Below are 12173 nucleotides of genomic sequence, written 5' to 3'. Positions count from 1 at the left end.
TCTCTGTATGAAATATCATTTATTACCCACGATGGCTGGCGCGGCTCTGACTTGCGCACTGATAAGCCACGGTTCTCAGGCTGCCGTCACGCTCGATCGCACTCGAGCGGTGTTTAACGGTGCAAACAAGTCAATGAGTTTGAACATCACCAATCAAAACAAAGCATTGCCATATCTGGCACAGGCGTGGATTGAAGATGAATCGGGAAACAAAATCAGCGGCCCGATTGCGGCGTTACCGCCATTGCAGCGGGTAGAATCAATGGCTAAAGGGCAGGTGAAGCTGCAGCTGACTGATGATGCACAATCGCTACCGCAGGATAGAGAGTCAATTTTTTATTTTAATCTAAGGGAAATCCCGCCTAAGAGCAGCAAAGCAAATACCCTTCAGATTGCGTTGCAAACGCGAATTAAACTGTTTTATCGCCCCGCTGCGCTACAGCTCAACCGTGGCAACGCCCATGATCTTTGGCAGAAAAAACTGGTGTTAACCCGCCAGGGTGAGGGCTATCGCGTCAGTAATCCCAGTCCTTACTATGTGACGCTGGCCGCCGCTTTCAAACAGCCTGACGGTAAACCTGTTTCGGGATTCGACCCGGTAATGATTGCGCCTTTCAGCGAATCACCGCTCACAGTGAAGGCCGGTGCGCTAGGTGATAAACCGGTCTTGACCTGGATTAACGATTATGGCGGTCGGCCAAAGCTGATATTTAGCTGTCAGCACGATATTTGTCGGGTTGTGGACAGTAAGGCCGGATAAGTGCCATGACGATGATTGAAACGATGAATGGCCCTGGATGGCGGATGGTGCAGGCGAGAAAAGTTTTCGCGATGTTGCTTGTTGCCGGCACCGTCGGTCTGCCATCTGTGGCTTGCGCCGATCCGGACAACTGGAAGGTGGAAGGGGAACACGGCGAGTTGCACGTTTACGGCGAGTTTGTCGAGGGCGCCTGCCGTCTCGATATGGCCTCGCAAAATCAGGAGGTCACGTTGGGGCGGATCCCGGCGCAGGTTCTGAGCAAGGTCGGGTCCCGCAGTGAGGCGATAGCTTTCGTTTTGCGCCTGCGCGACTGCGTTCATGTTGGCGGCAATATGCTCGACCAACGTACGGGCAATCACCTTTGGGATCGTTATCAGCCTATGGTCAGCGTGACGTTTGTCGCCCCTGCGGATGCCGATACGCCTGAGCTTATTAAAGTCGAGGGCATCACCGGAATGGGGCTACGTATGACTGATAGCGCGGGTCGCAATGTTCGTCTTGGGCAACGCGGCGCGCCACAATTCGTCACCCCGGGGAACGATGCGTTGATTTACCGCGTTCAGGCGGAAAGGACGACGCAGGCGCTAATCTCGGGCGAATGGCGCGCAACGGTGGGGTTCGAGCTGAATTATGACTGAGGAACGCTTTATGAAGTCTCTGACTCACAGCGTGGCCGCGATGACGCTGCTCGTGGCTGCTAACTCGGCTGCCGGGCCGGGCTCCAGCAATGTGAATATCAGTCTGACCGGCGAGGTCATCGCGACCGCGTCCTGCAGTTTTTCTAATGGCGACCCCATTAAAGTCGAATTCGGCGATGTTTATATCAATGAGATCGTTGGAACGACCTATCGCCAGATGATCCCCTATCAGGTGAACTGTAAAGGTGATCCGGATGGTAAAACCCTGCAGATGCAGGTTGCTGGTATCTCGGCGGACGGTGATAACAGCAAGCTTAAAACGGATGCCAACGGCCTGACGATAAAGTTGCAAAATGGCAGTGTAACCTTACCGCTTAACCAATGGTTTGACTTTAATAATGCCAGCCCACCTACGTTGTATGCAGTGCTGGAAAAACAAAACGGCGCCCGGTTTCAGGATGGTCAAGCGTTTAACGCTACGGCAACCCTGAAGGTGGCTTATAACTAAGGCGAACAGGATGAACTATTCCATTATCAGCCGACAATCTCTGTGCGCTGCACTTTTTTTAGTTGCCCTTTGCGGCACCGGGCCGGTTCTCGCCGTGGCGACCGGAGACAGCCGTGATATCGCATTTCATGGCACCTTGAGAATCCACCCCTGTCATATCAACAACGATCGTGACCTGAGTATTCATTTTGACAATGTGGGTATTCATAAGGTGGACGGGCAGCGTTACAAACAGACTATTGGTTACCAACTGGTCTGCGATGATGTCGACCCGATGTGGCGTTTGACCATGATAGTGAAAGGCAACGCCACGTCGTTTGACGCCAGCGCGCTGAGCACCAATGCCACAGGGCTGGGAATCCAAATTCGTCAGAACGGCCAACCATTTGAGCTCAACAAAGCGTTGGATATCACCTATCAGAACCCGCCTACGCTCGAAGCCGTGCCGGTAAAAGATCCCAACGTTAGCGAGCTGACTGAAGGCGCGTTCAGCGCAACCGCAACCCTGCTGGCGGAATATCTATAAGGAGAGTGGCATGAATAACATCAGCAAGCGGCGCATCGTGCTCGGCATATTACTCCTGAGCGCGGCGCAGGGAGTTGTGGCTGCCGGAGGTGGAGTAAAAGAGGTCAGTAATAATCTGCACTTTGATGGCCAATTGGTTGCCGATCCTTGCGAACTCGACCCAACCTCTACTGCAATTACCCTTGATTTCGGCACGGTGATAGATACCTACCTTTATTTGCACACCCGCACACATGCGCAGCCGTTTGTCATCAAACTTAAAGAGTGTGATCTCACGCTGGGCAACCAGGTTGAAGTGACGTTTAAGGGCACCGAGAGCACGGAGCTTCCAGGTCTGTTAGCCGTAGCTTCGCCTACCGATAGCGGGTTGGCCATCGGAATGTCGCTGCCTGACGGTACGCCATTGCCTTTTAATAAAACGATACCTGCGTTTTCTCTTCATAGCGGTAATAGTGAGCTGGAGCTTAATGGCTACGTGATGGGTGAACCTGGTGCGTTGGCAAATCGCACTTTGCGTCGTGGCGTATTCAGCGCGTTGGCGACTTTTGAGCTTAATTACCCCTAGGAAAGATCAAATGAAAACAACATTGCCTTTGCTGGCATTTTTGCTGCTTCAAAGTGCGGCTGCATCGGCCTACGAGTGTGCTTCGATAGGTTGGCACGGTGGTGACGCTGATATCCATGTTAACATCAGTTCAGATGTCAGCACCGGGAAAAACAGAATTATCGATCTCGCCCCACAAATTACCTGTAAAAATACGGCAGGACAGAAAGGATGGATAGATACCATGTGGCTGGGGAGTGATGGGGTAAAACTTGATAGTACTATTTTTAAAAATCTTAAATATGGTGTGTTGATCTCAGGTGTGGATCATCCGTCGCCGGTATCAGAGACGAAAATTTTCGATCTCGACGATGGCGAATCAAGACAATTGCCCGTCGTACTCTATTTCGAATTAACCTCGCTGGGTGAGGAACTTCATATCAAGTCCGGTGATAAACTCGGTAGCATACGATTTGTGCAAACGAATAATCACGGCGAGCGTCACAACTATACCTGGACGTTCTTTGCGGCGAATGATGCAGATATTAATACCGCTACTTGTAAAGTTTTATCCGGTGCAACTTTTAATGTAGATTTGGGGCAGATAGAACGTGGCGATATTGTCTCTGGCGGCACATCATCACAAACTATAAATAAAGATTTCAACATTGTTTGTGATGCCGCACATACTGTAGATTTTGATGTCAGAATGAGCCTGGTATCTCCTGCGTGGAATAATAAGGCGATTCGAACCAGCAATGATAATCTGGGGGTGGAAATGCGCTGGAATGGCCAGACGGTCAGCGACGGTGTGAGTCAGAAGTTAAGTGTGACGAACGGTAGCGCGACTGTGCCATTAAGTTTTACGCCAGTTAAGCCGGCCTCACTGAGTTTTGATGATATTGCAACGGGGGCATTTACTGCTTCGGCTACCTTAATTTTGACGCAGTATTAATAGGCTCAATAGCGTTTTTTGATAGAGAACATTCTGTTCCCTGTGTTAGATTTTAACCATGGATTGAGTCGGAGGTAATGATAATTTATGTTATCAATACAACTCCGGGTAAAGGTAACCACTCATGTAGCATGAGGATATTGCTTTTGGGCGAACAGGGACGTTCGCAATTCCATATGATTATTTCTCTACAATACGGTGATATGGGACAGCAGAGTTTATTATTCTACTGATGTGTTTTCTGTTGCTGAGCTAGTCAAACTAAAAATAAACAAAAATGGATTAGGATGTGAAAATTCTTTCGAGGGATAATTATTTCATTTCTGGGATGACGAACATTATTAAGCGGATGCCAGTTTTCAATACTGATGATCTTATCGTTTTCGATACTGGGCAGCACTATGTTTATATCTTTCACTCCACTGAGTTACAGAAACATAAGATATCAGACCCATATCGTGCATTGCTGTACTTTTGTGATTATCGGATCATGCGTGATGCGCCAGTAAAGGAATATATTCAATGCTTGTTAACCGAAGAGACGAATAAGGCGTTAATCCCGAGTTTAAGCGGCAGAGAAGAATGGGTCATTAAGATATTGTTTGGCGAACCTGATGCAGACGAATTGAGCGAGCGGTTGTGTATTAGCAGAAAAACGTTCAGTGCGCACAAAGTTAAAGTTTTACGTAAGTTTGGGGTCAAGAATTTGAATCTGCTTCATTCGTTGCTACAGACATGGACGGAACACTGGCCCTCCATTCAATCAGAGCTTCACTGTGAAGCGACATAAACATGTCCTCAAGCCATGAGGAAAATCTATTTCTCAGTTTTCGTCTATAAAAAATCCACGCAATTGCGTGGATTTATAGCTTTATTGATGTTTATGAGATTCAGCGAAACCTCATGAGACAGCAGCTTTTATTTAGACGTTGAACAAGAAGTTCATCACATCGCCATCTTTAACGATGTAATCTTTCCCTTCTGCACGCATCTTGCCCGCTTCTTTCGCGCCTTGCTCACCTTTATAGGTGATGAAATCTTCAAACGCGATGGTCTGTGCGCGGATAAAGCCTTTTTCGAAGTCGGTATGGATTTTACCCGCCGCCTGCGGTGCGGTTGCGCCAACAGGGATGGTCCATGCGCGAACTTCTTTCACGCCCGCGGTGAAGTAGGTCTGCAGGTTCAGCAGTTCGTAACCGGCGCGGATCACGCGGTTCAGGCCCGGTTCTTCGAGACCCATTTCAGCCATGAATTCTTCACGGTCAGCATCGTCGAGTTCAGCGATATCGGCTTCGACAGCGGCGCAAACGGCAACCACGACTGAACCTTCAGCCGCGGCGATTTCGCGCACTTTATCGAGGTACGGGTTGTTTTCAAAACCGTCTTCGTTGACGTTGGCGATATACATGGTTGGCTTCAGGGTCAGGAAGCTCAGGTATTTGATGGCCGCTTTATCTTCGTCGGTCAGCGTTTTCAGCGCACGCAGCATGCCTGCGTTTTCCAGCTGCGGCAGACATTTTTCCAGCGCGGCCAGCTCGGCTTTGGCGTCTTTGTCGCCGCCTTTAGCTTTCTTCTGCACGCGGTGAATCGCGCGTTCACAGGTGTCGAGGTCGGACAGCGCCAGCTCGGTGTTGATGACGTCGATATCGTCAGCCGGATCCACTTTGTTATTCACGTGGATAATGTTGTCGTTTTCGAAGCAGCGAACAACGTGGCCAATCGCTTCGGTTTCGCGGATGTTGGTCAGGAACTGGTTACCCAGGCCTTCACCTTTAGATGCGCCTTTTACCAGGCCCGCGATGTCGACGAATTCCATGGTGGTCGGCAGGATGCGCTGCGGTTTAACGATTTCCGCCAGCTGGTCCAGACGTGGATCGGGCATCGGCACAACGCCTGTGTTCGGCTCGATAGTACAGAACGGGAAGTTCGCCGCTTCAATACCCGCTTTGGTGAGCGCGTTGAACAGGGTGGATTTGCCTACGTTTGGCAAACCAACGATACCGCATTTGAATCCCATGTTTAAATCACCTTAATCTTTTGATATTCAACCTGTCATAGAGAACAGATTGTAGAAAAGTAAATAACTCAGACCATTATACACGTCATGCGGGAAAAATACCGCAGTCGTCGGTCTATTGCGCCTTAAAAGCGTGTAATCGGTTAGTTGCTTTGGTCAGCCCGTCTTTCAGCCAGATCTCGGTGCAGCGCGCCGCTTCGTCTACCGCATCGTCGATCAACTTCTGTTCAGCCGCCTGCGGTTTACCCAGCACAAAACCCACAACTTTGTTTTTATCGCCCGGATGGCCGATTCCAATACGTAAGCGATGAAAATTAGGGTTATTGCCCAGTTTGCTGATGATGTCCTTCAGGCCGTTATGGCCGCCGTGGCCGCCGCCGAGTTTAAACTTCGCCACGCCCGGAGGAAGATCCAACTCGTCATGAGCCACCAGAATTTCATCCGGATTAATACGATAGAAGGTTGCCAGCGCCGCCACAGCTTTACCGCTGAGGTTCATAAAGGTGGTTGGCACCAACAGGCGTACATCTTCCCCGGCCAGATTAATGCGGGAGGTGTAGCCAAAAAACTTACTTTCTTCACGCAGCGGGGCGCGAAAGCGCTCTGCCAGTAAATCGACGTACCATGCGCCCGCGTTATGACGCGTTCCCGCGTACTCTGCGCCGGGATTCGCCAGGCCGACAATCAGTTTAATCGTCACGTTTTTGTTCCTGAGTGGGCAATCTTTCCGGCGGCTAGTTTACGTTGTGACGACGCGCTTGACAAAAATTAGCGCTGAAAGGGCTGAAAACTGAATAGTTGATGTACGGAATAATATTGTTTGAAAAGTATTTCAGTCACTTAAATGTAAAGTTATGTTGATGATATGTTCACGTTTGTGATCGGCCACGCACTTATCCACAGCGCTGTTGTCTATACTTTACACACAAGGAATAGGGATATATCCCTAAACCCAAAGCAATCTACGGAGGTGACACTATGAAACGCAAAAACGCTTCGTTACTCGGTAATGTGCTCATGGGGTTAGGTTTGGTCGTTATGATCGGCGGTGTAGGTTACTCCATTTTAAACCAATTGCCGCAGCTTAACCTGCCTCAGTTTTTTGCGCATGGGGCGATTTTAAGCATCTTCGTTGGCGCTATTCTTTGGCTGACCGGTGCACGTATCGGCGGGCATGAGCAGGTGAGTGATAAGTACTGGTGGGTTCGTCACTATGATAAACGTTGCCGCCGCGGTGGGGGTACCTCGCACCGTCATAGCTAAATAAAGGGTTCCTGAGAGGGGCCAGTAAACAGATAATAAAGTCCCGGTCGCAAGGCCGGGACTTTTTGTTTTTATCGCCTTATGACTCGAAAAGCTGGAGATGCAGGGCCTTGATGGCGCTATCGGCCTCGTTGGCAGGCAGCAGGAAGCACAGGTTATTACTGGATGCGCCGTGGCAGACCATGCGTACCGCGTGTTCTTCAAGCCAGGCAAAAACATCTTTAAATACGCCGGATGCCTGCGTGAGCTGATTCCCAACCAGCGTGACCAGCGCCAGCCCGGTTTCCACTTCAACTCGACAGTGGGAAGAGAGCTCGGTAAATAATGACGTGGTTAGCGTATGGTCCTCACCGGAGGTGGCGTGAGTAGAGTCCAGCGCCAGCGCGATGCTGTTTTCAGAAGTGGTGACCAGGTCGGCGGCGACAGAATGACGCGCTAACAGGGCAAACATCTGGGCTAAGAAGTGGCAGGACGGCTGCGCGTCAAGGCTGTGCAAGCGCAGCAGCGTTTGCTTACGTCGTACCGCCACCGCGCGATAACGCGGCGGGTTCTCGGTGGTGCTGCACACCAGCGTGCCACCGGCGGCGGTATTTTTACTTGAGCCGACAAACACCGGGATGTTTTTGCGCATGGCTGGCAGCAACGTTGCCGGATGGAGCACTTTCGCGCCGTAGGCGGCCATATCGCTGGCCTCAGAAAACGAGATACGATCGATACGTTTGGCGTTCGGCGCGATACGGGGGTCAGTGGTGTAGATTCCCGCCACGTCGGTCCAGATATCAACCCGACCAGCATTCAGCGCTTCGCCGAGCAGTGAGGCCGTGTAGTCGCTGCCGCCGCGACCCAGGGTCGTGGTATGGCCCTGCGCGTCACGGCCAATAAACCCCTGAGTAATCATAATGGCTTGTTCCAGGCGCGGGCGCAGATGCGTCTCGGCCAGCGTCGCCAGGGCATCAATATCGGGTGCTGCACAACCGTAGGTGTCGTCCGTGCGAATGACGCTGCGGGCGTCAAACCAGCTGGCCTCCGCTTCACGCTCACGAAGGACCTCGGTAAACAGCAGGGAAGACATCAGCTCACCGTGGCTGACCAGTTCATCACTCAGCGCGGCGGATGGCGAAGTGGCCGCCGTTTGCGCCAGGTGACCGATATTGTCGAGGAGATTATCAATTTCCTTGCTGATAACGGTCGGCTGCTTCAGGCGGGAAATAATATTGTACTGGATAGTACGTAACGTCTCGAGCTTGTCTAATTGCTGACGACTTTCCAGACCTTCAGAAAGCTCGACCAGAAGATTAGTCACGCCTGCCGAAGCAGAGAGAACGACTAAACGAACGTTGGGATCAGCAAGAACAATGCTGGCACTGCGGTTCATCGCGTCAAAGTCAGCGACGCTGGTGCCGCCAAATTTGGCAACGATGAAATGTGGATAAATGCGAGTCATAACAATCTCATATCAGGGCGCCATCATGTAATGGCTAGAAAATTTTCATTCTCGGCATAAGGGAAGCGGTCTTCGCCTTACGAAATGTCCGCCCGCGAACATTTCTAATAACAACCCAGGAATCACTCCTGTTGTCGATAACGTGTTTCGCCTGTACGCGTTACCGGGTGATGCGCATTAGTTCTTTATTTACAGAGCCTGCAAATAAGCGCGCCATAGTAAGTGATTTATTCAGAGGGATCGACTTTTTTATTATATTTCATCGCAAACAAGTGAAAAATCATGCTTTAACGACTTAATGCATACATTAATAATGGTAAATTCATGTAAAAGAATAATAAAACCATGAAAAATCGATGGCTTTCTTTACATCATTCGGATGACGGCTGTATGACGTTTTGTAAGATAAAAAGTAACAAATTCTTATAAAATGAGCATTATGATGTTGCTGTTATGCATTGATTTTAAAGGTGAAAATGACATTTTTCTGCAATGCAAAATAAATGATTGAGTCCAGTGCTAAAACAACATATATTAGCCGCGCTTTTTTACAGGTAATCCTTATAACCATTTATTCAATCAGGCGTTAATCTACACCTGGTTGTAGGAGTGATATGATGACGGATAAAGTCCGTATTGATACTTTAAGTGCTAATTCATTACCACAGAGCAATGATACCTTTTTAGCAAGACAGGCTGAGTTTGAATCTAATGTCCGCAGCTATCCGCGTAAACTGCCATTGGCTATTGCCAAAGCGCAGGGCGTCTGGATTACCGACGTAGAAAATAATCAATATCTTGATTGCCTTGCAGGTGCCGGTACCCTGGCGCTCGGTCACAATCATCCTGAAGTGCTCCAGAGCATTCAAAGTGTCATCACAAGCGGCTTACCGTTACATACGCTTGACCTTACTACGCCGTTAAAAGATGAATTTTCATCTTATTTACTTTCTTTATTGCCGGGCCAGGGCAAAGAATATTGCCTGCAGTTCACCGGGCCGTCCGGCGCCGATGCCGTTGAAGCGGCGCTGAAGCTGGCGAAGAAAGTGACCGGCCGTTCCAGCATTATCAGCTTCTCCGGCGGCTACCACGGGATGACCCATGGCGCGCTCTCCGTGACGGGCAACCTGTCGCCGAAAGAAGCCGTCAGCAACATGATGGCTGAAGTGCAGTTTATGCCGTATCCGCATCAGTACCGCTGCCCGCTGGGTATTGGCGGTGACGCTGGCGTGAAAGCATTGACCTACTACTTCGAAAACCTGATCAACGACGTTGAAAGCGGCGTGCGTAAACCGGCTGCGGTGATCCTCGAAGCAGTACAGGGCGAGGGCGGTGTAAACCCGGCTCCGGTCGAGTGGCTGCAGCGCATTCGCAAAGTCACGCAGGAACACGGCATTCTGCTGATCATCGATGAAGTTCAGGCAGGCTTCGCGCGTACCGGTAAGCTGTTCGCCTTCGAACACGCCGGTATTGAGCCAGACATCATCGTGATGTCCAAAGCGGTTGGCGGTGGTCTGCCGCTGGCGGTACTGGGCATTAAAAAGCAGTTCGATGCGTGGGCTCCGGGCCACCATACCGGTACCTTCCGCGGCAACCAGCTAGCGATGGCCACCGGTCTGACAACGCTGAAAATCCTCAAAGACGACAAGATTGCCGATAAAGTTGCCGCCCAGGGCGAGTGGCTGAAAGGCAAACTGGCCGACCTGCAGAAACGCTACCCGGTGATTGGCCAGGTACGTGGTCTGGGTCTGATGATCGGTATTGAAATTGTTAAGCCGAACGAAGCGCAGGATCACATGGGCTGCTACCCGGCCGATGGCGAGCTGTCCGCGCTGCTGCAGAAAAAATGCTTCGAAAACGGGCTGATTCTGGAGCGTGGCGGCCGTAACGGTTGCGTACTGCGCCTGCTGCCGTCTCTGCTGATCACTAACGCTGAGCTGGAAGTGTTCCTCGATAAATTCGAAAACGCCCTGCTGGGTGCTGGCGTGAAGCCGGTTTAAACGGAGTTGGAACGAATGTCAGACGTAAACCCGATTCTGTCCGGCTCGGCGCAGAGTATTGCCGCCTATCAGGACGCTATCGAGCAGAGTACGAAAGCGGTCGTTGAATGGTTGAAACAGCCTGAGATGTATCAGGGCAAAACCGTTGAACAGCTGCGCGAACGTATCAACCTGAACTTTACGTCTCAGGGCCTGGGCAACCAGGCCGCTATTGAGCGTGCGGTTGAATACTTTCTGAAAGACAGCCTGTTGGTTCACCATGCGCAGTGCGTGGCGCACCTGCACTGCCCAAGCCTGGTGATTAGCCAGGCGGCGGAAGTGCTGATCAACGCCACTAACCAGAGTATGGACTCCTGGGACCAGAGCCCATCTGCGACCATCATTGAGATCAAACTGATCGAATGGCTGCGTGAGCAGGTAGGTTATGCGGCGGGCGACGCGGGCGTGTTCACCAGCGGCGGCACCCAGAGCAATCTGATGGGCCTGATGCTGGCGCGCGACGCTTTCTTTGCGCGTCAGGGGCACTCCATTCAGCAGAATGGTCTGACCGGCGATCTGAGCAAAATCAAAGTGTTCTGCTCTGAAAGCGCGCATTTCTCCGTGCAGAAGAACATGGCGCTGATGGGGCTGGGCTACCGTTCCGTCACCCAGGTGAAGACCGATGCCTTCTCACGTATGGATCTGGCGGACCTCAAAGACAAGCTGGCCCAGGCGAAAGCCAACGGCGAGCAGGTGATGGCGATCGTCGCTACGGCCGGAACGACCGATGCGGGCGCAATTGATCCGTTAGCGGACATCGCGGCGCTGGCGGCAGAGCACCAGATCTGGATGCACGTGGATGCAGCATGGGGCGGAGCGTTACTGCTGTCTGAGAAGTATCGTCACTTCCTGAACGGCCTTGAGCTGGCGGATTCCGTTACCCTGGACTTCCATAAGCAGTTCTTCCAGACCATCAGCTGCGGCGCGTTCCTGTTAAAAGACGCGCGTCACTATGAGCTGATGCGCTATCAGGCGGCGTACCTGAACTCTGATTTCGATGAAGAACACGGCGTACCGAACCTGGTATCGAAGTCGCTGCAGACCACGCGTCGTTTCGACGCGCTTAAGCTGTGGATGGGCCTCGAAGCGCTGGGTAAAAAGCAGTATGCCGAAATCATTGATAACGGCGTGACGCTGGCGCGCGATGTGGCTGAGTTTGTCAAAACCCAGCCACATCTGGAACTGGTGATGGAGCCGCAGCTGGCAAGCGTGCTGTTCCGCTTCCGCCCGCAAAGTGACGACATGGCCTTCGTTGCGCTGCTGAACCAGCGTATTGGTGACGTGCTGCTGGCTTCCGGTAGCGCCAACGTCGGCGTGACCGAAGCCGATGGCGTCACCTGCCTGAAGCTGACGCTGCTGAATCCTACCGTGTGCCTGGAGGACGTTAAAGTTCTGCTGGCGAGCGTGAAGGCGACGGCTGAGCAACTGCTGAAAGCCTGAATTTTCAGGCTTGCTCGCGAGCCCTGACGGGCAGACGAA

At 51.5% G+C, this 12173-nt stretch carries 13 protein-coding genes; 10 read left to right on the top strand and 3 right to left on the bottom strand.

What is annotated here, in order from left to right; translation table 11 throughout:
• The first annotated feature begins 7 nt into the window (after positions 1 to 7).
• The 7 genes from K7B04_RS18775 (at position 8) to K7B04_RS18745 (ending at position 4721) form a co-directional block, all read left to right on the top strand.
• Positions 8 to 760, top strand: coding sequence for a fimbria/pilus periplasmic chaperone (locus K7B04_RS18775; RefSeq protein ID WP_167575701.1), 753 nt, complete (start codon positions 8 to 10; stop codon positions 758 to 760).
• Between the two features lie 71 nt (positions 761 to 831).
• Complete coding sequence (locus K7B04_RS18770) at positions 832 to 1398, top strand: fimbrial protein (protein ID WP_223802726.1); 567 nt, start codon at positions 832 to 834, stop codon at positions 1396 to 1398.
• Between the two features lie 10 nt (positions 1399 to 1408).
• On the top strand, positions 1409 to 1906 hold the full coding sequence (locus K7B04_RS18765; RefSeq protein ID WP_223802725.1) for a fimbrial protein: 498 nt from the start codon (positions 1409 to 1411) through the stop codon (positions 1904 to 1906).
• Between the two features lie 10 nt (positions 1907 to 1916).
• Entirely contained in the window at positions 1917 to 2432 is a 516-nt protein-coding gene (locus K7B04_RS18760; protein ID WP_163446177.1) for a fimbrial protein, read from the top strand.
• A gap of 10 nt (positions 2433 to 2442) precedes the next feature.
• Entirely contained in the window at positions 2443 to 2997 is a 555-nt protein-coding gene (locus K7B04_RS18755; RefSeq protein WP_167575703.1) for a fimbrial protein, read from the top strand.
• Positions 2998 to 3007: 10 nt separating this feature from the next.
• Positions 3008 to 3931, top strand: coding sequence for a fimbrial protein (locus K7B04_RS18750; protein ID WP_223802724.1), 924 nt, complete (start codon positions 3008 to 3010; stop codon positions 3929 to 3931).
• Between the two features lie 289 nt (positions 3932 to 4220).
• The gene (locus K7B04_RS18745) at positions 4221 to 4721 is read left to right on the top strand and encodes a hypothetical protein (RefSeq protein ID WP_223802723.1); all 501 of its coding nucleotides are present in this window, start codon (positions 4221 to 4223) and stop codon (positions 4719 to 4721) included.
• 132 nt (positions 4722 to 4853) lie between these two features.
• Here K7B04_RS18745 and ychF read toward each other — a convergent pair whose 3' ends face one another.
• On the bottom strand, positions 4854 to 5948 hold the full coding sequence (ychF, locus tag K7B04_RS18740) for a redox-regulated ATPase YchF (protein ID WP_064544932.1): 1095 nt from the start codon (positions 5946 to 5948) through the stop codon (positions 4854 to 4856).
• Positions 5949 to 6063: 115 nt separating this feature from the next.
• Positions 6064 to 6648 carry an aminoacyl-tRNA hydrolase gene (gene pth, locus K7B04_RS18735; protein ID WP_064544934.1) on the bottom strand — a complete coding sequence of 195 codons (585 nt, stop codon included), beginning with the start codon at positions 6646 to 6648 and terminating at the stop codon, positions 6064 to 6066.
• A gap of 278 nt (positions 6649 to 6926) precedes the next feature.
• On the opposite strand from pth, the gene ychH reads away from it, so the two are divergent.
• Complete coding sequence (gene ychH, locus K7B04_RS18730; protein ID WP_064544936.1) at positions 6927 to 7211, top strand: stress-induced protein YchH; 285 nt, start codon at positions 6927 to 6929, stop codon at positions 7209 to 7211.
• Between the two features lie 79 nt (positions 7212 to 7290).
• Here the strand turns inward: ychH and lysC are convergent, their stop codons facing one another.
• Positions 7291 to 8655, bottom strand: a complete 1365-nt coding sequence (gene lysC, locus K7B04_RS18725; protein ID WP_223802722.1) for a lysine-sensitive aspartokinase 3 — start codon at positions 8653 to 8655, stop codon at positions 7291 to 7293.
• A 614-nt stretch (positions 8656 to 9269) separates the two neighbouring features.
• On the opposite strand from lysC, the gene K7B04_RS18720 reads away from it, so the two are divergent.
• Positions 9270 to 10655: a diaminobutyrate--2-oxoglutarate transaminase gene (locus K7B04_RS18720; protein ID WP_167575705.1), complete on the top strand. Its 1386-nt coding sequence runs from the start codon at positions 9270 to 9272 to the stop codon at positions 10653 to 10655.
• A gap of 15 nt (positions 10656 to 10670) precedes the next feature.
• Positions 10671 to 12134 (top strand): aspartate aminotransferase family protein, encoded by a 1464-nt coding sequence (locus K7B04_RS18715; protein ID WP_223802721.1) that lies wholly within the window; start codon positions 10671 to 10673, stop codon positions 12132 to 12134.
• Positions 12135 to 12173 lie beyond the last annotated feature (39 nt).

It is taken from the genome of Kluyvera sp. CRP, assembly GCF_019930565.1.
GTDB classification, from domain to species: Bacteria; Pseudomonadota; Gammaproteobacteria; order Enterobacterales; family Enterobacteriaceae; genus Kluyvera; species Kluyvera georgiana_A.
The sequence above is the reverse complement of the archived record's forward strand: the minus strand, read 5'-3'. Positions and strand labels throughout refer to the sequence as shown.

Coding starts and splice junctions, on each gene's coding strand:
- K7B04_RS18775 (WP_167575701.1), top strand. CDS start 8: ATGAAATATCATTTATTACCCACGATGGCTGGCGCGGCTCTGACTTGC.
- K7B04_RS18770 (WP_223802726.1), top strand. CDS start 832: ATGTTGCTTGTTGCCGGCACCGTCGGTCTGCCATCTGTGGCTTGCGCC.
- K7B04_RS18765 (WP_223802725.1), top strand. CDS start 1,409: ATGAAGTCTCTGACTCACAGCGTGGCCGCGATGACGCTGCTCGTGGCT.
- K7B04_RS18760 (WP_163446177.1), top strand. CDS start 1,917: ATGAACTATTCCATTATCAGCCGACAATCTCTGTGCGCTGCACTTTTT.
- K7B04_RS18755 (WP_167575703.1), top strand. CDS start 2,443: ATGAATAACATCAGCAAGCGGCGCATCGTGCTCGGCATATTACTCCTG.
- K7B04_RS18750 (WP_223802724.1), top strand. CDS start 3,008: ATGAAAACAACATTGCCTTTGCTGGCATTTTTGCTGCTTCAAAGTGCG.
- ychF (WP_064544932.1), bottom strand. CDS start 5,948: ATGGGATTCAAATGCGGTATCGTTGGTTTGCCAAACGTAGGCAAATCC.
- ychH (WP_064544936.1), top strand. CDS start 6,927: ATGAAACGCAAAAACGCTTCGTTACTCGGTAATGTGCTCATGGGGTTA.
- lysC (WP_223802722.1), bottom strand. CDS start 8,655: ATGACTCGCATTTATCCACATTTCATCGTTGCCAAATTTGGCGGCACC.
- K7B04_RS18720 (WP_167575705.1), top strand. CDS start 9,270: ATGATGACGGATAAAGTCCGTATTGATACTTTAAGTGCTAATTCATTA.
- K7B04_RS18715 (WP_223802721.1), top strand. CDS start 10,671: ATGTCAGACGTAAACCCGATTCTGTCCGGCTCGGCGCAGAGTATTGCC.